At 61.4% G+C, this 23,734-nt stretch carries 14 protein-coding genes; 8 read left to right on the top strand and 6 right to left on the bottom strand.

Annotation, left to right across the window (positions count from 1 at the left end):
* Nucleotides 1–30 precede the first annotated feature (30 nt).
* The 4 genes from EGJ22_RS05430 to EGJ22_RS05415 all read left to right on the top strand — a co-directional run bounded on the left by EGJ22_RS05430 (nucleotide 31) and on the right by EGJ22_RS05415 (nucleotide 7,729).
* Nucleotides 31–2,850, top strand: a complete 2,820-nt coding sequence (locus EGJ22_RS05430) for an ATP-binding protein (RefSeq protein WP_029884893.1) — start codon at nucleotides 31–33, stop codon at nucleotides 2,848–2,850.
* Nucleotides 2,850–4,034: an EAL domain-containing protein gene (locus EGJ22_RS05425; RefSeq protein WP_029884892.1), complete on the top strand. Its 1,185-nt coding sequence runs from the start codon at nucleotides 2,850–2,852 to the stop codon at nucleotides 4,032–4,034. The genes EGJ22_RS05430 and EGJ22_RS05425 overlap by 1 nt, the downstream gene beginning before the upstream one ends.
* Before the next feature lie 100 nt (nucleotides 4,035–4,134).
* A complete protein-coding gene (locus tag EGJ22_RS05420) occupies nucleotides 4,135–7,053 on the top strand; it encodes an ATP-binding protein (RefSeq protein ID WP_223809638.1) in 2,919 nt (972 codons plus the stop codon).
* Between the two features lie 28 nt (nucleotides 7,054–7,081).
* Entirely contained in the window at nucleotides 7,082–7,729 is a 648-nt protein-coding gene (locus tag EGJ22_RS05415; protein WP_029884890.1) for a response regulator, read from the top strand.
* Nucleotides 7,730–7,819: 90 nt separating this feature from the next.
* On the opposite strand, the gene glyA is transcribed toward EGJ22_RS05415, so the two are convergent.
* Both glyA and EGJ22_RS05405 read right to left on the bottom strand, forming a co-directional pair.
* The gene (glyA, locus tag EGJ22_RS05410) at nucleotides 7,820–9,073 is read right to left on the bottom strand and encodes a serine hydroxymethyltransferase (RefSeq protein WP_009686086.1); all 1,254 of its coding nucleotides are present in this window, start codon (nucleotides 9,071–9,073) and stop codon (nucleotides 7,820–7,822) included.
* Nucleotides 9,074–9,442: 369 nt separating this feature from the next.
* Complete coding sequence (locus EGJ22_RS05405; protein WP_029884889.1) at nucleotides 9,443–13,273, bottom strand: bifunctional diguanylate cyclase/phosphodiesterase; 3,831 nt, start codon at nucleotides 13,271–13,273, stop codon at nucleotides 9,443–9,445.
* A gap of 248 nt (nucleotides 13,274–13,521) precedes the next feature.
* Here EGJ22_RS05405 and EGJ22_RS05400 point away from each other — a divergent pair, with 248 nt between their 5' ends.
* From EGJ22_RS05400 to gdhA, 3 genes are all read left to right on the top strand, one after another.
* Nucleotides 13,522–13,920 carry a hypothetical protein gene (locus EGJ22_RS05400; RefSeq protein ID WP_029884888.1) on the top strand — a complete coding sequence of 133 codons (399 nt, stop codon included), beginning with the start codon at nucleotides 13,522–13,524 and terminating at the stop codon, nucleotides 13,918–13,920.
* Nucleotides 13,921–14,157: 237 nt separating this feature from the next.
* Nucleotides 14,158–15,825, top strand: a complete 1,668-nt coding sequence (gene ettA / locus EGJ22_RS05395; protein ID WP_009686092.1) for an energy-dependent translational throttle protein EttA — start codon at nucleotides 14,158–14,160, stop codon at nucleotides 15,823–15,825.
* A 230-nt stretch (nucleotides 15,826–16,055) separates the two neighbouring features.
* Entirely contained in the window at nucleotides 16,056–17,396 is a 1,341-nt protein-coding gene (gdhA, locus tag EGJ22_RS05390; RefSeq protein ID WP_029884887.1) for an NADP-specific glutamate dehydrogenase, read from the top strand.
* 49 nt (nucleotides 17,397–17,445) lie between these two features.
* Here the strand turns inward: gdhA and EGJ22_RS05385 are convergent, their stop codons facing one another.
* The 4 genes from EGJ22_RS05385 to EGJ22_RS05370 all read right to left on the bottom strand — a co-directional run bounded on the left by EGJ22_RS05385 (nucleotide 17,446) and on the right by EGJ22_RS05370 (nucleotide 20,901).
* Nucleotides 17,446–17,943, bottom strand: coding sequence for a GreA/GreB family elongation factor (locus EGJ22_RS05385; RefSeq protein ID WP_029884886.1), 498 nt, complete (start codon nucleotides 17,941–17,943; stop codon nucleotides 17,446–17,448).
* Between the two features lie 68 nt (nucleotides 17,944–18,011).
* A complete protein-coding gene (locus tag EGJ22_RS05380; protein WP_009686095.1) occupies nucleotides 18,012–18,368 on the bottom strand; it encodes a hypothetical protein in 357 nt (118 codons plus the stop codon).
* Nucleotides 18,369–18,489: 121 nt separating this feature from the next.
* Nucleotides 18,490–20,343, bottom strand: coding sequence for a DUF4105 domain-containing protein (locus tag EGJ22_RS05375; protein ID WP_029884885.1), 1,854 nt, complete (start codon nucleotides 20,341–20,343; stop codon nucleotides 18,490–18,492).
* A gap of 69 nt (nucleotides 20,344–20,412) precedes the next feature.
* Complete coding sequence (locus tag EGJ22_RS05370; protein WP_009686097.1) at nucleotides 20,413–20,901, bottom strand: DUF3015 domain-containing protein; 489 nt, start codon at nucleotides 20,899–20,901, stop codon at nucleotides 20,413–20,415.
* A 261-nt stretch (nucleotides 20,902–21,162) separates the two neighbouring features.
* On the opposite strand from EGJ22_RS05370, the gene EGJ22_RS05365 reads away from it, so the two are divergent.
* Entirely contained in the window at nucleotides 21,163–23,601 is a 2,439-nt protein-coding gene (locus EGJ22_RS05365) for a Lon protease family protein (protein ID WP_029884884.1), read from the top strand.
* The last annotated feature ends 133 nt before the right edge of the window (nucleotides 23,602–23,734 follow it).

Genomic DNA, 23,734 nt, shown 5'->3' with positions numbered 1-23,734 from the left:
CAATGGCATTGGTGCCCCTAGGCTGGCTGCATGAAGCTAGCCAACCTGTTACCTGCCGCTCAGTGGAACCTGTCGACGCCTATTGCCGCACGCAATTTGTTGCGCCTGTTCGCGATCACCCTCGTCGCGGGGTTCTACATTGGCGCCTACGGTTACATGCGCATGACCTTGAACGAGGAAATCTCGTCTCGGCGCAGGTACATGAACGAGGCCATTTTCAACGCCCAGGATTTCTTTGTCAGCCGTCAGACCTTGCTTAAATCGCTAGGGCTGTCGACGGTCAGGCATGCTGGCTCCTCGGGTGGCGAGGCGTACATTCCAGGCGAGGAAGTCCATGTTTTCCTGCGCCAGCCCAGCGGTACATGGAGCTTGTGGCTGACGCCGCGCATGCTGGATTTCCTGCGAACCAAGCAGACCAGCCTGTTGTATGTCCCTCACGCCCTTGATGGGCCGGTGCAATGGCTTTTCAGTCAGCCTCAGCGTCCTCCTCTGGTCCCCAACACTGTGTTGCAACGGCTGCGCGGCTCGACTGGCGAGCCTGGCCAGGAGCAGATCTTGCTGGCAGACGCTGGAGATGGAAAATCGCCTCCGCTCTATATTTTCATTGCCATGGATGAGCGCGACCGGGCTTCAGGGTGGCTGGGCCTTGAGGTGGAAGGCTCGCAACTGCTCGCAGCGCTGTCGCATGAGCAGGCCGGCGATTTCCAGCTCGTGGACAGCGCAAGCCAGATCATCGCCAGCAACGATCGGGAGCAACAACTGAGCGCTCGGCGCTATACGGCAACGCCTATCGATGACGGCTTTGGTTGGGAAGGCGGACATTGGCTTCCGGATCGGCTGACCATCCGCAAACAACTTGATCATTCGGACTGGCAGATCGTCTACAGCATGCCCTTGGCGTCGTTGGTCCCCGTGCTGATTCTGCCGTTCGGGTTGGCAGTGCTGATCAGCGTCGCTGTTACGCTGTTAATGCTGTGGTTGGTTCGTCGGGTCGACGTGCGACTGATCAGCCCGGCAGCGGCGCGAATCGATGCATTGGTCGAAAGTGAAGCGTTCAGCAGTGCTGTCATCCGCACCGCCCCGGTAGCGCTGTGTGTGCTGCGTCGTAGTGACGGCGAAGTGGTTTTGGCCAATCGGCTGAGCGAGCAATGGCTGGTCATGGGCGATGAACGCACCAAAGCCTGCCGGGACTGGATCACCCGTGCCTTCAGCAAGCCTGCGCAGACCAGTTGTACAGAAGAGCTGCAAATGGCCGACGGCCGTCATCTGTGTCTGAGCTATGCCCCCACTCGCTACAGGCGTGAAGACGTTCTGATCTGCGCCTTCAGCGACATTACCGAGCGCAAAACCGCCGAGCTGTCGTTGCAGCAGGCCAGGGCCCTGGCCGATGCCGCCAATGAAGCGAAGACACTGTTCCTGGCGACGATGAGCCATGAAATCCGTACGCCCCTGTACGGCATGCTGGCCACGCTTGAATTGCTCTCCCGTACCCACCTCGACAGCCAGCAGCGAGGGTATCTCAATGCCATCGAAGGTTCATCTGCCACTTTGCTGCAACTGATCTGCGACGTGCTGGATGTGTCCAAGATCGAGGCAGGCCAACTGGCGTTGGAAACAAGTGCGTTTTCCCCGATCGAACTGACACAGGAAGTGATGAAGGGCTATATGGGCGCCGCCCATACAAAAGGGTTGCAGTTGCTCAGTTGCATGGACCCGCAGCTTCCTGAACAGGTCCTGGGCGACAAAATGCGCACCCGTCAGATCCTTGGCAACCTGCTCAGTAACGCGGTGAAGTTCACCAGCAGTGGCCGGATAATGGTCAGGCTCCACATGGTTGGGGTCGAAGGTGAGCGCATGATGTTGCGCTGGCAAGTGGTCGATACCGGGCAGGGCATACCTGAACAGGACCAGCAGTACTTGTTCGAGCCGTTCTTCCAGAGTGGCCCGAGTACGAACACTGTTGCAGGAACGGGCCTTGGCCTTTCCATCTGCAAGCGACTGGTCGAATTGATGAGCGGCTCTATACGGGTGTTCAGTGAGCCGGGCTTGGGCAGCAGCTTCTCGTTCACACTGCCGCTTGGCCAATTGGCGCTTGATGAAGACCAGTACTGGGCACAGCCATTGCTCAATCAGGAAGTAGCTGTCTATTCCGGTGTTCCCGAACTGGCCGAGCACGCCGCAGGCTGGCTGCGTCGCTGGGGGGCGCGAGCGCAAGTAACGACCGCGCGGGACGTGCCTCATGAGCCAGGCACCGTGCTGGTCGAGATATGCCCCGGGCCGGCCAGCTCGGCAGCCATCGAGCATTGGCCAGGTCCGGTGATACGCGCATGCGCCGATGGTCATGGCCTATCGCGTCCTGCGGCTCAATGTTGGCAGGTGGCGTTGAATGATCTTCAGTTGCTCAACCGGGCTGTGAGCCAAGCCCAGGGTATAGAGGCGCGTCACAATGCAACTGCCCGCCAGGCCATGATCGAAACCAAGCTGTGCATTCATGTACTGGTGGCTGAGGACAATGTCATCAACCAGCTCATATTGCGTGACCAGCTGGAAAAACTGGGCTGCACCGTTACCCTGGCCAGTGATGGCGAGGAAGCACTCGCCCTCTGTCAGATGCACGTTTTCGATCTGGTGCTGACCGACGTGAACATGCCAAGGATCAACGGGTACCAACTGGCGCAACGCCTGCGCCAGCTAGGCCAGGCCATACCCATCGTGGGCGCCACCGCGAACGCGATGCTCGATGAGGCAGAGCGTTGCCTGGGCGCCGGGATGGATCAATTTCTGGTCAAACCGTTCACGTTGCATGCGCTCTATCAGTGCCTGTTGCCGTACCGAAAGGTCTCGCCCTGATGCTCTACCGCGTCTTGATCGTCGAGGATCATCCGTTTCAACTCCAGCACCTGGCACAACTGTTCCGATCCGTCGGCGGGTTTGATGTCGAGCTGCAAGGGAATGCCAGTATGGCGATCGAAAGCTTGCGCAACCAGGCTTACCACCTGGTCGTGACGGACCTCATGATGCCCCAGCTGGACGGTGTACAGTTCATTCAGAAGATGAGCCTGTTACCTACGCCACCGGCCCTGGGGCTGATGACAGCCGCTTCTACGCGCATGCTCGGCGGCGTCGCCAAGGTTGCCGAGAATCTCGGTATGCGCGTCGCAGGCATGATCAGTAAACCTTTGCAGATTCATCACGTTCTTGCACTGCGCCATTACCTGGACCGCGGGCGCACCCAAGCCAACCGGCAACCTGTTGCCTGCCCTGGCGTGCATTCGGCGCGAGTCCTGACCCATGCGCTCCAGTCAGGCGAAATACAGGCCTGGTTCCAGCCCAAGAAGTCTCTGCTCGACGGCCGGATCGTCGGTGCGGAGGCGCTAGCCAGGTGGCTGCATCCGGTCGAAGGTATCCTGATGCCTCGGGCATTTCTGGCCGAGCTGGAGTCAGCGGGGCTCGACCTGCAGCTGCTGTACAGCATGCTTGAGCAAACGCTTGCCGTTCAGGCGCTGTGGGCGGCTCAGGGGCACAGGTTACCGGTCTCGATCAACCTTCCCACGCATCTGCTTGACCAGCCCGACCTGGTCGACACGTTGCACAGGGCAGTGCGAGCGCGAGGCGCTGATCCCAAAACCATCACCTTCGAGTTGACAGAGACGTCTACCACTCGCCATTCCAGTGACTATCTAGCGGGCACGTGCCGGTTGCGCTTGATGGGTTTCGGTCTGGCCCAGGATGATTTTGGCAAGGGGTACAGCTCCTATTCCAACTTGATAACTACGCCTTTTACCGAAATGAAGATAGATCGTTCCTTGGTCAATGGGTGTGCAAAAAGTCCTGACATGGCTATCGCCCTGGCCAGTGCGGCTGAACTCGGGCGAGCACTGGGAATGGTTACGGTAGCAGAGGGCGTCGAAACCCGAGAGGACCTTGAAGTTGTCCGCAAGGCACGGTGTAACCAAGTGCAGGGGTTCATTATTTCCCCAGCGGTAGACGGTACAAGGATGCCTGCGCTGCTGAACGGGCATAGCTATGAGTAAAACGCATCAAAAACCCGGATGAAACGTTTCAGCTTTAAGATAATGAAGCCATTTGGCATGAATTTTGTGTCCAGGAGAGCACTCCTACCTTCATAGAGTGATGTCGACGATCAACACCATGAAAAATGCAAGCTTGCGCATGGATAAACTTGCGCGCAGCTCTCAACGTCTGAACAAAGCCATCCTGCTGCTCAGCGGGCTTTTACTGTTGTTGTCCAGTACATGTTATTGGGCGGTATCGCGTCTTCTGGAATCGGAACAGCAAAGACTCGAACTGCACTTTGCCAGGGTGATCGAAATCATCCATGAGCATGAGCTGTTTCTGCGTAACCTGACCAATAGTCTGCCACCCAATGGCGAGCTTCCCCCGCCTGTGAGGCAGGGCGTCATGTTGCTCGATTCGGTCAGCACTGACGGCAGAACGTTGACCAAGGCTAAAGGCTTCGAACTTTCATTACCCTTCACAATTGCCTACACGGGGGACTTCAGACCCGAGGAAGTAAGCGGCGCTCTGGGGCTTGGGCTGCGTCTGACCGACTACTACGGCGGGTTCTGGGCTCGCTCCTTCTACGCATCGCCGCAACTGTTCGTGCTCGAGCAGGGAACGGGCGCGAGTATCGCCGTGCCTGCTGCCGGTGACCAGCGTCAGCATCAGCCGCTGCTGCCTCGCCACTATGTAACCGTGGTAGATCGCTTGGTGAAGTTGCTGGCCCAGCCCGATCTACCGCTTGATCAGCGTGTTCATTGGGTGCGAGCGCCTGCCCGTCTGTACAACGACAACCTGCGTATGGTCGCGCTCATGGGGCTAGGGCCAGCGCATACCCTCAAGCCGAGCGCAACGGGTGAACACTTGATGGCCTTGGCCGCAGTGATGGACACCGAGCAGGTGGACGAATTCGAGCGCGTGCTCAGGTTGTCGGTCTACAACCAGTTCACCCTCATCTCGCCGGACGGCAAGGTGTTGATGGGCGAGCGCAGTGATGGGGACCCGGCGCCGCTTGGGTTGAGCTTCAACCGCAACGGCTTGCGTTTCAAGATGATCTCGTCGTCGGGCGACTCATGGACGGGGCTGTATGCCATCAGCTACAGGGATTTCCTGCGCTATGCCAAGTGGCCGCTTCTTGGTCTTGGCCTGACGATCATCGCCGCCGTCCTGTTGGGGCTGTGGGTCAATCACTGGTACAAATCGCGCATCGTCCGGCCTGCTCAGCGAGCACAGGTCCGGCTTGCCGAAAGCGAAGCCTTCAGCCGCATCATCCTGCACAACGTGCCGGTAGGTTTGTGCGTTGTTCGTCGTCACGACCACCGCGTGCTGTTGGAAAATGAGCGTGCAGCGCAGTTGGGCGTTACCGCAGCGGTACTGCAACTGCTGCGGGACAACCATGGTGACGAGGCCCCCGGTGAACTGTGCTTGCTGGTGGATGAGCGTTATGTACAGGTCGTGGCTGTGGCTACGCGTTACGACGGCGAAGACGTGTTTCTATGCGGTTGTAATGACATCACTCGCCACGTTGACGAGCAACTTCAACTCAACCAGGCCCATCAACGTGCAACGGCTGCCAATGAGGCCAAGACGGTTTTCCTGGCTACCATGAGCCATGAAATCAGAACCCCGCTGTACGGCGTGCTGGGCAACCTCGAATTGCTGTCGCTGACCGAGCTCAATGAGCGGCAGAGGCATTACCTGCAGATCATCGAGAATTCATCTGCCGTGCTGTTTCAGTTGATCAGTAACGTGTTGGATGTGACCAAAATTGAATCTGGGCAGATGGCCTTCGAGCATGCGGCCTTCGATCCGCGGCAACTGGTAGACGACGCGCAGGCCAGTTTCAAAGCCACGGCTCAGGGGAAAGGGTTGCAGCTTGACGCTGAAATCGATGCACAGGTACCCGCGCAGGTCCAGGGCGACGCCGGGCGGATCAGGCAGATCTTGCACAACTTGCTGGGCAACGCAATCAAGTTTACCCCCTCCGGGCGGGTACGCCTGCGGCTGATCGTTCACGAACGCAATGCCCAGGATGTGCTGCTGCAGTGGCAAGTCACAGACACCGGAAAGGGAATCCCCGAGAAAGCCCTCGAACACCTGTTCAAACCGTTCTATCAGGTTTCCGCAGGGCAGGAAGGAGGAGCCGGGCTCGGGCTTTCCATATGCGCGCGGTTGAGTGAGTCGATGGGCGGCACGATGCGAGTGGTCAGTGAGCCTGGTTTGGGTAGCAGCTTTTCGCTGTTCATCCGTTTGCCCGTCGTTATCGCGCTATCCCAGGCCGTGAAGGCTGTCCCACGGGTGGTCTCGCAGGCGGCGTCTGCCCCATTGAAGTTGTGTGTGTTGGTGGCAGAGGACAACCCGGTCAGCCAGGCTGTGCTGCGTGAGCAGCTTGAAGCCATCGGGGTTTCCCCTACCGTAGCAGCTGACGGTCAGCAGGCTTTGCAACTGTGGCAATCCAAAACGTTTGACCTGGTCATCACCGACATCAACATGCCGAAGGTGAATGGTTACGAGCTGGCCCGCCAGTTGCGAGAGGCAGGCGTCCAGGCGCCCATCATTGGCATCACTGCCAATGCGTTGCGCGAAGAAGGCGAGCGCTGCCTGCAGGCGGGGATGAACGCCTGGGTAGTCAAGCCTTTGAGCCTCGGTGCTTTGCGTCAGGTGCTGATGAGCCATTGCCATGGGTTGAGCGAACCCTACGTTGCGAACGATTCAGGCAAGGAGGATTTCTCGGGCTGGCTGTCATTATCCCAGCCCATGCGCAAACTGCTTGCCCAAACGTTGGCGAGCGATATTGCGCAGTTGGAAGGGGGGGTGACCGAGCACGATGCCGTTCTGGTGCAACAGCGGTTGCATAGCCTGGGCGGTGCTTTGGCCAGCGTTAACGCCACTGCCTTGTGCAGCGAGTGCCTACGCCTGGAGAACATGTTGCAGGAGCTGCCGCTGGACGTACGCGTGAGCGAGCAAGTCATTGCCCTGTGCGGGCGCCTTGCCAAGGTCGCGCAGCGTTTGTCAGACGAGATTCCCGGATGAGCCTTGTCCCCTATTGGAGTATTTCTGCATGCCTCATCACAAGGTTGTCCTCGCCGACGACCATCCCATTGTTCTGCTAGGGGTGCGTGAAGTCATTCAACGCATCGGGCGCTATAAGGTCGTCGGCCAAGCCACCAACTCTTCCGAATTGATTGAACAACTGCGCCTGCACAATCCTCGCACCCTGATCACTGACTTCAATATGCCGGGCGATTGCACCTACGGTGATGGCTTCAAACTCATCGAGTACATTCTGCGCCACTTCCCGGATACTCAAGTGCTCATTCTGACCATGATCTCCAACGACCTGATCCTCTCCCGCCTCCAAGAGTTGGGGGTTGCCGGGGTCATTCAGAAAAATCACCTGCATGATGAAATCGAAAAAGCGCTCAGTGCAATCCGCAAGCGGCGTCGATACCGAAGCCCGCTATCGGCGCCCACTTCCGTGGTGCGTGAAGCGGTCAGGGTCGAGGAGCGGTTCAATCAACTGTCGCCCAGGGAGCTTGAAGTCGTTCGGCTCTTTGTTACCGGTATGACCGTAGGCGATATTGCCCGGCAATTGTCGCGCAGCAACAAGACAGTCAGTGCGCAGAAAATCTCGGCGATGCGCAAGCTCAACGTTGACAGTGATCAGGATCTGCTGACCTATTGCATCGAGGCCAGGCAATTCCAGTGATTCACCGCGCCGGGCGGCAAATCCTGTGAGGAGTGGGCGGGCATAAAAAAACCCGGCATCGAGCCGGGCTTTTCTTCTGGCGATCAGCGATCAGTTGCCGTAAACCGGCAGCTTCTTGCAGATGGCCTTGACCTTTTCACGCACGGCATCGATCACCGCTTCGTTGTTCAGATCAGCCAGGATGTCGCAGATCCAACCAGCCAGTTCCTTGCACTCGGCTTCCTTGAAGCCACGGGTGGTGACGGCTGGGGTGCCGAAACGCAGGCCCGAGGTGACGAACGGCGAACGTGGGTCGTTGGGTACCGAGTTCTTGTTGACGGTGATGTAGGCTTTGCCCAGGGCAGCATCCGCATCTTTACCGGAGATTTCCTGCTTGATCAGCGACAGCAGGAACAGGTGGTTCTGGGTACCGCCAGACACCACGTCGAAACCACGCTCGATGAACACTTCGGCCATGGCCTGGGCGTTTTTCACGACCTGCTGCTGGTAAGCCTTGAACTCAGGCTGCAGGGCTTCCTTGAAGCAGATGGCCTTGGCGGCGATGACGTGCTCCAGCGGGCCGCCCTGGGCGCCAGGGAACACGGCGGAGTTCAGCTTCTTCTCGATTTCTTCGTTCTTGCGCGCCAGGATCAGGCCGCCGCGTGGGCCGCGCAGGGTCTTGTGCGTGGTGGTGGTGACCACGTCGGCGAACGGTACCGGGTTCGGGTACACGCCAGCGGCAACCAGGCCGGCAACGTGGGCCATGTCGACGAACAGGTAGGCACCCACCTTGTCGGCGATGGCACGGAAGCGGGCGAAGTCCAGCACTTGCGAGTAGGCGGAGAAGCCGGCAACGATCATCTTCGGCTTGTGCTCGACAGCCAGGCGCTCGACTTCGTCGTAGTCGATCAGGCCGTTGCCGTCGATGCCGTACTGGATGGCGTTGTACAGTTTGCCCGAGGAGCTTACCGAAGCACCGTGGGTCAGGTGGCCACCGTGGGCCAGGCTCATGCCCAGGATGGTGTCACCGGCCGACAGCAGGGCCAGGTAGACAGCAGCGTTGGCCTGGGAGCCAGCGTGTGGCTGGACGTTGGCGTAATCGGCACCGAACAGCTCTTTGGCACGGTCGATGGCCAGTTGCTCGACGACGTCGACGTACTCGCAACCACCGTAGTAGCGCTTGCCTGGGTAGCCTTCGGCGTACTTGTTGGTCAGCACCGAGCCCTGGGCTTCCATGACAGCCGGGCTGGTGTAGTTTTCCGAGGCGATCAGCTCGATATGCTCTTCCTGGCGCAGGGCTTCTTGCTGCATGGCTTCGAAGAGCTCGGCGTCGTACTTGGCAATGGTCAAATCACGGCTGAACATGGCGGTCCTCAAGGATCGGGGTAGTTTGGGGGGGCATTCTAACCGATTGATTCGCGGCTGGCATATGAAGTGGCGTCAAGTCGCGGACCAATGGGTCTCATGTTGCATCCCGCGCCGTGTCTGGGCTGGGCGGGGATTGGAGTTGACTCTGAAGTCCGGTTTCTGGGGGGCTTTGCGCCCCATCGCCGGCAAGCCGGCTCCCACAGGTTGGCACATGGCTGGAAGTTGGAGCGGTCGGTGTGGGAGCGGGCACGCCCGCGAAGAACCCGGCGCGGTGGCTGGCACCGGCTACGCCGGTGTTCGCGGGCACGCCCGCTCCCACAAGGTCCTCCTAAATCAATAGTTGCGATGAGGGCAGCGCAGGCAGCGTCAATGGAACATGAACAACGTCTCGTTGGCGAACTGTGCCTCGAACTGATGCGCCGGCATCGGGCGTCCGAACAGGTAGCCCTGCACTTCGTCGCACCCGTGCTCGCGCAGGAACTCCAGTTGCTCGTGGGTTTCCACGCCCTCGGCGATGACCGCCAGGTTGAGGCTGTGGGCCATGGCGATGATCGCCCTGGCAATCTGCGCGTCCTGCTCGCCTTCGGGCAGGCCGTCGACGAAGGTGCGGTCGATCTTCAGCACGTCGATAGGGAACTGCTTGAGGTAGTTCAGCGACGAGTAGCCGGTGCCGAAGTCATCCACCGCAATGCTCAGGCCAAGGTTCTTCAGGCTGGCCAGTATCTGCAGCGCCTCGTTCACCTCACGCATCAGGATACTCTCGGTCAGTTCCAGTTCCAGGCACGCCGGCGGTAGCCCGCATTCCTCGAGGATGGTGGCAATCCGGGTGCCCAGCTGGCCATCGGAGAACTGCCGCGCCGAGATGTTCACCGAGACCTTCGGCACCCGCACCTTGGCCTTGTGCCAGGCCTTGAGCTGGCGGCTGGCCTCGCGCAGCACCCAGTCACCCACATCCACCACCAGGCCCAGTTCCTCGATCACCGGGATGAAGTCGCCGGGCGGCACCAGGCCGCGGGTCGGGTGCCGCCAGCGCAGCAGCGCCTCGGCACCGGTCAGGCGTTTGCCATCGCCACTGAACTGCGGCTGGTAGTACAGGATGAACTCGTTCTGCTCCATGGCGTGGCGCAAGTCGCTTTCCAGCTCCAAGCGCTCCAGGGCGCTGGCGTTCATCTCGGCCTGGTAGAACTGGAAGTTGTTCTTGCCGCGTTCCTTGGCGTGGTACATGGCGGTGTCGGCGTTTTTCATCAGCTGGCTCAGCTCGCTGCCATCCTGCGGGCTGAGGGCGATGCCGATACTGGCGGTGACGAAGAACTCGCGGTTTTCCAGCACGAACGGCCGCACCAGGCTGGCAAGGATGTTCTCGGCCACATGGATGGCGCGGTTCAAGGCCATTTCCCGGGTCGCGCGCGGTTGCAGCAGCAAGGTGAATTCGTCGCCGCCCATGCGCGCCACGGTGTCGTCGTCGTCCACGCAGGCCAGCAGGCGCAAGGCCATGTCCTTGAGCATGCGGTCGCCGGCGGCATGGCCAAGCGAGTCGTTGATCGGCTTGAAGCGGTCGAGGTCGAGGAACATCAGCACCACCCAGGCCTTTTGCCGCTCGGCCTGTTGCAGGGCGTTATACAAACGGTCCTGGAACAGCGTGCGGTTGGGCAGGTGGGTGAGGGCGTCGTAGTAGGCCAGGCGGTGAATGCGTTGCTCGCTGGCCTTGCGCTCGCTGATGTCGGTAAAGAAGCACACGTAGCTGGCCAGGTCGCCCTCATCGTCCAGCACTGCGGTGATGCCGACCCAGGCCGGGTAGTGGTCGCCGTCACGGCGCTTGAGCCACACCTCGCCCTCCCAGCTGCCGCGCTGGTGCAGTTGCTTGACCACGTAGCGCAGGTGGCTTTCCTGCTGTTCGTCGACCGTGAGCATGCTGGGCAACTGGTCGAGCACGTCGCTGACGGCGTAGCCGCTGACCCGGCTGAACGCTTCGTTGGCTTGGACGATATAGCCGGCCGGGTCGGTGATGAGAATCGCCGAGGTCGAGTGCTCGAATACCGTCGCGGCCATGCGCAGGTCTTTTTCTGCGCGGCGCTGCTGGCTGATGTCGCGGCCGACCCCCAGCACACCTTCGAAGCGCTGGTCGTCGTCCCACACCAGCACCAGGCGCAGTTCGATCGGGATCTTGCGGCCATCGGCGCGCAGGCAGTCGAACAGGAACAGCTGGGTCGGCAGCTGGCTGCGCAGCTGGGCCAACTGCTCGGCGTCGCCCATGGCCTTGCTGACCCGCTCCATCAGGCTGTAGATGCCGGTGAGCTGGGCCGGGTTGGCGATGATCGACTGCCAGCCGTTGGTGAAGATCCACTCGGCCTGGTAACCCAGCACGCTCTGCACCGACGGGCTGACGTAGTTGAGCTGGAGCAGGCTGTCGGTGGAGAAGATCACGTCGCTGATGCTTTCGGCCAGCATGCGGTAGCGCTGCTCGCTGTCACGCAGCGACTGGCTGGCCTCGATCTGTACGGTGACATCCTTGCCAACGCCGATGATGCGCGTTACCAGTCCTTCGTCGTCGCGGGTCAGTACCTGCTCACGGATGTCGTAGCAGCGCCAACTGCCGTCCCGGTGTCGGAAGCGCAACTGACAGTGCAATTGCTGGTCGTGGCCATTGTTCCGCTGTTGCTGGCGCAAAGCCTGGTAGTGCGCGGCGTCTTCGGGGTGCAGCAGCAGTTCCCAGAAGCGCTCGCCCATGTGTGCCAGCTCGGTACGGTCGTAGCCCAGTGTCTGGCCGAGGTGGCGGTTGCTGAAGATCATCCGCTGGCTGAGCACATCCTGCACGTACAGCTGGTCGGGTACGGTGCGCACCACGTCGGACCAAAAGCTTTCGCGCTCCAGCAGCGACAGTTCGACCTGCTTGCGGCTGGTGATGTCGCTGATGCTCAGGATCACCGCCTGGTAGTCACGCCGTTGTTGCGGCAGGCGCGCCATCAACCACAAGTGCAACTCGCCACCCAGCGGTGACGGCAGGCGTACTTCCAGCTCCAGCACCTGGCGCTGTTCGATCAGCGCGTCGATCAGTTGCATGCCGATGCTGTCGCGGCCATCGCCGGTGCCGTCGATCAACCGCTGCCAGGCGCCTTCATGGCAGTCGATGTTCAGTAACTGGCGGGCCACCTGGTTGACTTCGGTGATCTTCAGTTCCAGCAGCAGGGACCGGCGCAGGCCTGGGTCCAGGGCCAGGCTGTGCTTGAGTGCGGCGCGGTTGCGCAGGTGGTAGCGGTCCAGCTGGCCCGGCAGGCTCGACAAGTCGAGCACGCACAGGGCCACGCCGGTGCCTTCGAAAATTTCCTGGTAGCGCCGGCGGTCTTCCTGCAGCGCACGCTGGCGCCGGCGCATGTTGATCAGGGCCAGCACCGGCAGCAGGGCGCAAAACAGCACCAGCAGGCATTTGCCGATCAGCGCCGGCAGCAGCTTCTGTTGCATCAGCTTGGCGTCGAACAGGCCGCGCAGTTGCCAGGTGCTGTTGTCGATGAAGGCCAGCATCACGCTTTGCAGCGGGTCATCGCTGGTAGCGGTGGGGGCATGGCGCTGCAGCACTTCGCCGGTGCGGCTGTTTTCCAGCAGCCATAACGGGTGGGTGCCGCTGTCCAGGTGCAGGGTGAGCTCGCGGTAGTAGTCTGGCGACAGGCGCAGCAGCCAGTAGCCGCGTTCCTGCTCGGTGGCCTGGCGCAGCAGCATGTACAGCGCGTGGTTGTCGGGCGAATTGGTGAAGAAGTACGCACGCCCCTGGTTCAGCGCCAGCAACTCGTCCAGCCACTGCCGGTCCGGGCTGCCGGCCAGGCTGTCGGCGCGCAACTGCCCGGTGCTGTCCAGCCAGGCCAGGCTTTGCAGGTCGGGCAGGCGCTGGCGCAGGGTATCCACCAGGCTGGGCATGGCTGCGGGCGTCGGCGGGTTGATGTAGGGCTGTACCACATTCAGCGCCTGCTGGGCCTTGAAGGCCATGTTCAGGTTCAGGTGGTCGGCCATTTCCACGCTGGCATCCAGGCTCTGCGCGCGCAGGTCGGCCTGGGTGTGGTTGAACTGGGCGAACAGTTGCCACAGCAGCAGGCCCAGCAGGATCAGGGCCAGCAGCGCCAACGTGCCCTTGATCGACCCGCGCAGGGTAGAGGCGGGTGCTTCAGGCGCGGAACGCAGTGACGACGGGTGAGTAAGATTGATCAAGCGCTGATCCTGCGATTGGGCTGGCGATGGCAGGGACGAAACGTGCACGGCATGTACCGATGTCCGGCAGTCACACCGTGGTGGCGCACTATAAGGCCGGACACCCGAAACCGGCTAGCATGCCTACGATTATGGCAAAGTGCCAGCTATCTGGACCGATGGCGACTGCCCGCCGGTTCGGCAAGCCCCTGCAACCTGTGCGAGAATGCCGCCCGCTTTACATGACAACGCATCGGAGATGTTCGCTTTTGGTTACTCACTTTTCCTCCAATGGCCTCGATTCCGCCTGTGGGCGTAGCAGTCAGACCCTTGTCAGCACTGCCGTGACCGAGGACGTATCCTGCAAGTCTTGCCAGCGTTCGCTGAGCAAACCTGAAGCGGCCAGTTCGGCCAAGCCCAAGGCCCCGTCGCTGGCTGAACTGCGCAAGACCGCCAAGGCGGCAGCGCCGGCAGTGGCTGCGGCCCACAAGCCTGCAGCCAAGGTGGTCAGCACTGCCCCTGCGGCCGCCAAACCCGCGAATGTTGCCGAGCAGCAGCCTGCCCGCAGCAGTGGCTTCAGCGTGAAGTCTGCCTGGGCCGCGCGCCTGGCCGAGCAGGGTGACCGTTGCCGGTTGCCGCGTGGCAAGGCCCGGCAGCGTCACGTCTGAGCCATCTCGGCAGCTGTGCCGCCCCTTTCGCGGCTAAAGTCGTGAAAGGGCCGCCACAGGCAACACATTTCCCCATAGATCACACCGTTCCCTGCCCACCATCGCCCCGCCTATGAAACGCCGTGCGATGGCGTAGAATGGTCGCCTTTGTTCAATTACACCCAAACACACATCTCCCTGGTCAGCGCGCCAGGGCGATCGTCGATGTCTTTACTTACCTGATTAGAGGGCTTGGTTTTGGCTCAATACGTCTACACCATGCATCGGCTGAGCAAGGTCGTGCCGCCGAAGCGGGAAATTCTCAAGAACATTTCCCTGTCATTCTTCCCAGGCGCCAAGATTGGCGTGCTCGGCCTGAACGGCGCCGGTAAGTCGACCCTGCTGCGGATCATGGCGGGCGTCGACAAGGAATTCGACGGCGAAGCCCGTCCGATGCCCGACATCAACGTGGGCTACCTGCCCCAGGAACCGCAACTGGACCCGAGCAAGACGGTCCGCGAAGTGGTCGAAGAAGCGGTCAGCGTGATCAAGGACGCCCAGGCCCGCCTGGACGAGGTGTACGCTGCCTACGCCGAACCAGATGCCGACTTCGACAAGCTGGCCGCCGAACAGGCCAAGTTGGAAGCCATCCTGCAGGCCGCCGATGGCCACAACCTGGAGCGCCAGCTGGACGTCGCTGCCGACGCCCTGCGGCTGCCGGCCTGGGACGCCCGCATCGAGCACCTGTCCGGTGGTGAGAAGCGCCGTGTGGCCCTTTGCCGCCTGCTGCTGTCGGCCCCCGACATGCTGCTGCTCGACGAACCAACCAACCACCTGGACGCCGACTCGGTGGCCTGGCTGGAGCGCTTCCTGCACGACTTCCCGGGCACGGTGGTGGCGATTACCCACGACCGTTACTTCCTCGACAACGTCGCTGGCTGGATCCTGGAACTGGACCGTGGCGCCGGCATCCCGTACGAAGGCAACTACTCGGGCTGGCTGGAAGCCAAGTCCGAGCGCCTGGCGCAGGAGTCCAAGCAGCAAAGCGCCCATGAAAAGGCCATGAAAGAGGAACTGGAGTGGGTGCGCAAAGGCGCCAAGGCCCGCCAGTCCAAGTCCAAGGCCCGCCTGCAGCGCTTCGAAGAAATGCAGTCGCAGGAATTCCAGAAGCGTAGCGAAACCAACGAGATCTACATCCCGGCCGGCCCACGCCTGGGTGACAAGGTCATCGAGTTCAAGAACGTCACCAAGGGCTATGGCGACCGCGTACTGATCGACAACCTGTCGTTCGCCATGCCAAAAGGCGCGATCGTCGGCGTGATCGGTGGTAACGGTGCTGGTAAGTCCACCCTGTTCCGCATGCTGATGGGCAAGGAACAGCCGGATTCGGGCAGCATCGAAATCGGCGAAACCGTGCAACTGGCTTGCGTCGACCAAAGCCGCGAAGACCTGGACGGCAGCAAGACCGTGTTCCAGCAGGTGTCCGACGGTTCCGACATGATCAAGATCGGCAACTACGAGATCCCGTCGCGCACTTACGTTGGCCGTTTCAACTTCAAAGGCGGCGACCAGCAGAAGTTCGTCAAGGACCTGTCCGGTGGTGAGCGGGGTCGCCTGCACCTGGCGTTGACGCTGAAGGAGGGCGGTAACGTCCTGCTGCTCGACGAACCGTCCAACGACCTGGACGTTGAAACCCTGCGTTCGCTGGAAGAAGCCCTGCTGGACTTCCCGGGCGCCGCGATCGTGATTTCCCACGACCGTTGGTTCCTTGACCGTGTGGCGACCCACATCCTGGCGTACGAAGACGACTCGAACGTGGTGTTCTTCGAGGGTAACTACACCGAGTACGAAGCCGACCGCAAAAAGCGTCTGGGTGACGCTGCTGCCCAGCCGCACCGGGTACGGCACAAGAAACTGGCCCAATAAGCCAGTGTCTTGATGCACAGGAATGGGGCCGTTGGTGGCCCCATTTTTGTGCCTGACGTTTACGGGGCTGGCTGTTTGAAGGCCAGTATTGCGGATTTTTTTGTATACACTTATATAAAACGCACCAAATAAATTCAAAAAAACGACATATCGCCCTGTTCCGGTGCGATTGCTTCTTGGTACATTCCCGAAAAACCAATAAGTCCAAAATCTTCGGTGAGATGTCTACCATGATCGAATCTGTCGACAGTTTCCTCGTGCGCCTGCAACAGAGAGACCCAGGCCAGCCCGAGTTCCACCAGGCAGTGGAAGAAGTGCTGCGCACGCTATGGCCTTTCCTTGAGGCCAACCCTCATTACCTGCAGTCCGGCATCCTGGAGCGTATGGTCGAGCCGGAGCGTGCGGTGCTGTTCCGCGTGTCGTGGGTCGATGACCAGGGCAAAGTGCAGGTCAACCGCGGCTACCGTATCCAGATGAGCAGCGCCATCGGCCCGTACAAGGGCGGCTTGCGCTTCCACCCCTCGGTCAACCTCAGCGTGCTGAAATTCCTGGCCTTCGAGCAGGTCTTCAAGAACTCCCTGACTTCGCTGCCCATGGGCGGTGGCAAGGGCGGGTCGGACTTCGACCCCAAAGGCAAGAGCGACGCCGAAGTGATGCGCTTCTGCCAGGCGTTCATGAGCGAGCTGTACCGCCACATCGGCGCCGACTGCGACGTGCCGGCCGGTGACATCGGCGTGGGTGCCCGCGAAATCGGCTTCATGTTTGGCCAGTACAAGCGGCTTGCCAACCAGTTCACGTCGGTACTGACCGGCAAGGGGATGACCTACGGTGGCAGCCTGATTCGCCCCGAAGCCACCGGCTACGGTTGTGTGTATTTCGCCGAGGAAATGCTCAAGCGCCAGGACAAGCGCATCGACGGCCGTCGCGTGGCGGTGTCGGGCTCGGGCAACGTTGCCCAGTATGCCGCGCGCAAGGTGATGGACCTGGGCGGCAAAGTGATCTCCATGTCGGACTCCGAAGGTACGCTGTATGCCGAAGCCGGCCTGACCGATGCCCAGTGGGAAGCATTGATGGCGCTGAAGAACGTCAAGCGGGGCCGTATCAGCGAGCTGGCCGAGCAGTTCGGCCTGGAGTTCCGCAAGGGCCAGACCCCTTGGAGCCTGGCATGCGACATCGCCCTGCCGTGCGCCACGCAGAATGAACTGGGCGCCGAAGACGCCCGTACCTTGCTGGCCAACGGCTGTATCTGCGTGGCCGAAGGCGCCAACATGCCGACCACCCTGGAAGCGGTGGATATCTTCCTGGAAGCCGGCATCCTCTATGCCCCGGGCAAAGCATCCAACGCCGGCGGTGTGGCCGTGTCTGGCCTGGAAATGTCGCAGAATGCCATGCGCCTGCTGTGGACTGCCGGCGAAGTGGACAGCAAGCTGCACAACATCATGCAATCGATCCACCATGCTTGCGTGCATTATGGTGAAGAGGCGGATGGCCGGGTCAATTACGTGAAAGGTGCGAACATCGCCGGCTTTGTCAAAGTGGCGGATGCGATGTTGGCTCAGGGCGTGGTTTGATCCGGGATCGCAGGGGGCCGCTTTGCGGCCCGTTGCGATACAAGGCACCTCACCCTTCAGCGATCACGTCAGTCACTTCGATCAGCAATTCCCCAACCGGCCGCTGCCACACCACCTCATCCCCCGGCCCCGCCCCCAGCAAAGCCCGCCCCAACGGCGACCCCCAGTTGATCAGGCCGCGCCCGGCATCCGCCTCATCCTCGCCCACCAGCCGTACCTCATGCGCCTGGTCTTGCGCGTCGACAAAGCGTACCCGGCTGCCAATCTGCACCTTGCTGTGCGACGTCGCGGGCGGTACCACTTGGGCGCTCTGCACCCGCGCGCTGAAGTACCGCAGGTCGCGCTCGGTATCGGCCAGCCGCTGCTTGTCCACACGCTCGCCCTGCGCCTGCAGGTCGCTGCGCAAGGCATTCAACTCGGCCACACGTTCCTGCAGCTGGCGCAGGCCGCTGGCGGTCACATAGTTGGGTTGCTCACTGACGCGCCGCTCTACCGGTTGATCGGCCTGGGCGGCGGCTTGGTCCTCATTGACGAATGCTCGGCTCATGCAAGGCCTCCTTGTGCAGAAGACCATCATGGCAGGCCGCAGGTTTAAAGAAATGTCCGTTAACGACCTCAGTCGTGGCGATAGGCCTTGGCGGCGCCACGGTCCTTTTCCTGCTGCCACTCGCGGTCGCGCTGGTCCCAGAAGCGCTCGTGGTACTGGCGCTGTTCTTCAGTGTTCTGCATGGCCTGGCACTGGCGAAAGCCATCGTCCCAGCCGGTTTCGTACTGGCGCTCGTGCAGGTAGCGGGGTACGTCCTTGCGAAAGTCGCCGGCCATGGTGCCGGCGGCCTGGTGGCCACTGCTGCAGCCGTCCTGAAAGCCATCGGCATAGGCAGGGGGATAGCCGTTGGCGAGCATTTGCTCGTGGGTGGTTTCACAACCTGACAGCAACAACGCAATGCACACGCCGAACCAGTACCGCGACATAACCACCTGACCCTCCCGTCGATAGGGGCAAGTCTAGGTGGCGATTTGTCGGGTTGGTGTCAAAACAGTGTCAAAGAGTTGGTTGGGCCACACTGTTGCCTGTGCAGGCAACCCGCAATCTTCAGTAGTGGTACCACTTCAGCTCCAGCGTCACCTCATTCTGCGCAGTGGCCAGGTGGCTGAGCTCACGCGAAGCACTCAACCTCACCCCCAGGTTCTGGCTGATTTCCCATTGCTGGTTCAGGCTCAGGCTGCGCCGCACTTCGCCATTGGTGAAGTAATCACCTTTGGCCTCCAGGGTCATGTTGCCCAGCCCGTTGCGCCACAGCAGCCCGCCATTGAACCCCGCGGCCGGGGCAATGAATTCGGCGAAGTCGTTGTGGTGTTCGACCCGCACCGTGCCCAAGGCAAAACCGAGCAAGCCATCGGCCAGTTGCCAGGTGCCGCCGGCGCCACCATTCACATGGCTTACCAGCACCTCGTCATCATGCTTGCCGGGTACCCGCTCCAGGCCGCCAGCCACTTGCCATGACCAAGGCTTGAGCAACGCATTGCGTGGGGTCAGCGAGCGAATGGTGGCCAAGTCCAGGCGTTGTACCTGCCAGTCGTTGCCTTCGTACTGGCGCACCTTCAATTGCAGGATCTCGATCTGGGCGCCCAGCGGGAAGCCATAGGCGTTGTCGTTCAGGTCGTGGTAGGCCATGCGCAGGCCATACTCGGCGTAGGCACGGTCTTCGCGGGTGCCCACGCCCAGTTGCCAGGTACGTGAGTCATGGCCGTCTTCGGGCAGGCCGGGGCGCTCTACCTGCAGCGGCGGGGGCGGGTTGCCGTTGATCGCCCGCAGCAGTTCGAAGCTGCGCTTGGCTTGGCCCGGGTCACGCTCCTGACCGTTGGCACGGTAGCGCTCGAGGCGATAGGCGGCGTCCTGCACCAGCGCCTGGCGCTCGCGGGGCAGCGCCTTGAACGCAGGGCTCTGCAGTTGCGCGGTGTCGGCGCTGACCGCCAGCACCTGTTGCTTTTCGTTGTGGTCCAGCGGCTCGGCGCGGGCCAGCAGTTCACGTTCGCGCGAAGGGCGGTAGGTTTCGCTGGCGACCAGGCCGGACTGTTTCACGGCCTTGACCGTGTCGGTGGGGATCGCGGTCAGCGGAAACTGCGATGTCAGGTCCAGGCTTGGGCGGGCCACCTGCAGCAGTTCCAGCAGGCGGTACGAGCAGTTTTCGTCGAAGAAGAAGTAATCGAACTGGATCTGCTTCAGTTCCCACACATGCTCGACCATGCGCCCGGTTTCCTGTGGGGTCAGGTCCAGCTGGTATTCCCACAGGTCGCGGTTTTCCAGGCTGCGGTATTCGGAGAGCTTCTCTTGGTAGGGCATCAGCGCGAACAGCCCCGGGTAGCCGCCCATCAGGCCTTTCCAGGCATACAGGATGCTGTTGTCGCTGCCTTCGATGTAGGCGCCGAAGTTGATCGCGTAGCTCAGCAGCGTGGTGTCGTCGCTGCGGGTAGTGGACTGGTCGATGCGCAGCAGGGTGTGGCCGAACATCGACGAGGGGCTGTTCAGGTAGGCCGCCGGGAAAATCAGCGCGGCGCTGTGCGGGTCGACCGATTTGTACCAGGTGTTGAACGCCTGGCAGTCCGGTTGTGGCAAGCCTTGCAAATTCAGTTGCTCACGCAGCCAGCGGGTGCGTGCGGGGAATACGCACTGGGCATGTTTGTCGCCGAGGCTGGCCGGCGCGTACAGGGCTTGCACCGTGGCTTGCAGCTCCTGGTCGGGGTGGTGCGCACCGTCTTTGGCCAGGAAGAACGCGTCATCGTCCACATAGCTGCGCCAGCCGCCGAGCTTGGCGGTTTCGTAATGACCCAAGGCAATCCAGTAGGGGGTATTGGCCAGTTGCTGGAGGCGGCCTTGATCCAGCACAGGGGCGGCGTGAACAGGGGTGCAGACACACAGCGCGAGGGCAGCGAAGCGTTTGAGCATATCGGGCAACTACTTCTGAACGATGCCGAAAAAGGCGAAACCCGCCCCCGAAGGGGCGGGAGCTGCAGCTTAGGCCTCGGTAGCGTATTTGGCCAGGCGTGGGTCGCCCTTCAGTACAGCGAGGGTGTTGCTGTGGACAGTTTCAGCGGTGACGTCGGCGCTGCTGAAGATCTGGTTGAAGTGCTGGTGGGTGACCGAGTTGAAGTAGCCACGGTCTTCCGGGGCCACGCCGAGTACCACGGCATAGGTGGTCAGTGCTTCACCTTGGCCCATGGCCATGTCTTCGGAAAGCTCGTTCATCATGCCGTTCATGGCGAACCAGGACTTGCCGCCGTAGGTCAGCGAAGCCTTGGTCGAGCAGCCGTTGGTGCCGGAGGTCATACCGAAGGTGGCGTTACCAGAGGTGCCGTTGGTGGTGGAAGCCAGGAAGTGAGCCGGCGTGCCGCGCTGGCCCTCGAACAGCATATTGCCCCAGCCGCAGTTCGGGCCGCCTGGCGCTTCTGCCATGGCGTTGAGCGAGACCACGGTGAACAGAGTACCCAGAAGAATCCGTTTCATAGCTTTTTTCTCTTTGTCATAACCAAGGGTCAGTGTTTTCTGGCAACTCGGTTGCCAGGTCGGGAAAGCATTTCACCCACCCGCGCAGCTTGGAGTTTAGGCACGATCTAAAGGTTGCGTTGTTGATTGCGAAAAATTTGCTGTTCGAATACCTGCTCTGGCGGTGAGGTGCGGCGATATAAAGTCCCCTGGAGCCTTGCAAGGCGCGCGCGGGCAGCGCCAGAATGCTGCGTATCTGCCCCGCCGAAGTAAGGAAACCCAATGCCCGATCCTGTCGCTGCGCGCCTGCGTCTTGCGCCTGAAGCCCTGACCCGGCGTTTCTCATCCGAGCAGTTTGCCTTTACCAATACCGACGATCTGGAGCCGTTTCGCGGAGTCCTGGGCCAGGAGCGTGCTGTCGAGGCCCTGCAGTTCGGCGTGGCCATGCCACGCCCTGGTTACAACGTGTACGTGATGGGCGAGCCCGGCACCGGGCGTTTCTCATTCGTCAAACGCTACCTCAAGGCCGAAGGCAAACGCCAGCAGACCCCGGCCGACTGGGTATACGTCAACCACTTCGACGACACCCGCGAGCCGCGGGCACTGGAGCTGCCGTCCGGCACCGCCACCGAGTTCATCGCCGACATGGGCGGGCTGATCGACAACCTGCTGGCCACCTTCCCGGCGGTGTTCGAGCACCCGTCGTACCAGCAGAAGAAGGGCGCCATCGACCGCGCCTTCAACCAGCGCTATGACCGTGCCCTGGATGTGATCGAGCGGGCGTCGCTGGAGAAGGACGTGGCCTTGTACCGCGACTCCAGCAACGTCGCCTTCACCCCCATGGCCGATGGCAAGGCGCTGGACGAAGCGGAATTCGCCCAGTTGCCGGAAGAGGTGCGCGAGCAGTTCCACGAAGACATCGCCCAGCTCGAGGAGCAGCTGAACGAGGAGTTGGCCAGCCTGCCGCAATGGAAGCGCGAGTCGAACAACCAGTTGCGCCAGCTGAACGAAGAAACCATCACCCTGGCCCTGCAACCGCTGCTGGCGCCGCTTTCGGAAAAGTACGCCGAGAACGCCGCGGTCTGCGCCTACCTGCAATCGGTGCAATTGAACCTGCTGCGCACCGTGGTCGAGCAACTGGTCGATGACAGCAAGACCGACGCCGTTGCCCGCAAGCTGCTGGAAGAGCAATACGCGCCAAGCCTGGTCGTGGGCCACTACGCCAACGGTGGCGCACCGGTGGTGTTCGAGCCGCATCCGACCTACGACAACCTGTTTGGCCGCATCGAATACAGCACCGACCAGGGCGCGCTGTATACCTCGTATCGCCAGTTGCGCCCGGGGGCGCTGCACCGGGCCAATGGCGGCTTCCTGATCCTCGAAGCCGAGAAGATGCTGGGCGAACCGTTCGTGTGGGACGCGCTCAAGCGTGCGCTGCAATCGCGCAAGCTGAAAATGGAATCGCCGATCGGTGAGCTGGGCCGGGTGGCTACTGTCAGCCTGCAGCCGCAGATGATCCCGCTCAATGTCAAGCTGGTGATCATCGGCTCGCGGCAGCTGTACTACGCACTGCAGGACCACGACTCGGACTTCCAGGAGATGTTCCGCGTGCTGGTCGACTTCGACGAAGACATGCCCATGGTCGACGAGAACCTGGAGCAATTCGCCCAGCTGTTGCGCACCCGCACCAACGAAGAAGGCATGGCGCCGCTGACCAGCGATGCGGTGGCGCGCCTGGCCACGTTCAGCGCACGCCTGGCGGAGAACCAGTCGCGCTTGTCGGCCCGTATCGGCGACCTGTTCCAGCTGGTCAGCGAAGCCGACTTCATCCGCCAGCTGGCCGGTGACGAAATGACTGACGCCGGCCATATCGAGCGGGCACTCAAGGCCAAGGCCACCCGTACCGGCCGGGTATCGCAGCGGGTACTGGACGACATGCTTGCCGGCATCATCCTGATCGACACTGAAGGTGCGGCGATCGGCAAGTGCAACGGCCTGACGGTGCTGGAAGTCGGCGATTCGGCGTTCGGCATGCCGGCACGTATTTCGGCCACGGTATACCCGGGCGGCAGCGGTATCGTCGACATCGAGCGAGAGGTCAACCTGGGCCAGCCGATCCACTCCAAGGGGGTGATGATCCTCACTGGTTACCTGGGCAGCCGCTACGCCCAGGAGTTCCCGTTGGCGATTTCCGCGAGTATCGCCCTGGAGCAGTCCTACGGCTATGTGGACGGTGACAGCGCCTCGCTGGGCGAGGCGTGCACGCTGATCTCGGCCTTGTCGCGTACACCGCTCAAGCAGTGCTTCGCCATTACTGGCTCGATCAACCAGTTTGGTGAAGTGCAGGCCGTGGGTGGGGTGAACGAGAAAATCGAGGGCTTCTTCCGCCTGTGCGAAGCGCGTGGCCTGACGGGCGAGCAGGGGGTCATCATCCCGCGTGCCAACGTGGCTACCCTGATGCTGGACGAGCGTGTGTTGCAGGCTGTGGAAAACGGCATGTTCCACGTCTACGCCGTCAGCCAGGCCGACGAGGCGCTCAGCCTGCTGGTGGGCGAAGAGGCCGGCGTGCTGGATGACAAGGGCCAGTTCACCGAGGGCAGTGTCAACGCCCGGGTGGTGGAGCGCCTACGGGAAATTGCCGAGATGATCAGCGAGGAAGAGATCGAAAAGGCGGAAAAGGAGCGCCTTGAGGAAGTCATCGCCCAGGCCAAGCCCGCCTAAGTCAATAAACCGGCGCTGGCGGCCATGTGCTACCGTTCAGCGCCGGTTTTCCAACTTTCTGTTTTGCTCTTCTATGCTGGAACTTAAGGAAGGAACAGCGTTCAGGATGGAAACAGCCTGAGGGTTTCAGGCT

Source organism: Pseudomonas sp. p99-361 (assembly GCF_003935475.1).
Classification (GTDB): domain Bacteria; phylum Pseudomonadota; class Gammaproteobacteria; order Pseudomonadales; family Pseudomonadaceae; genus Aquipseudomonas; species Aquipseudomonas juntendi.
The sequence above is the reverse complement of the archived record's forward strand: the minus strand, read 5'-3'. Positions and strand labels throughout refer to the sequence as shown.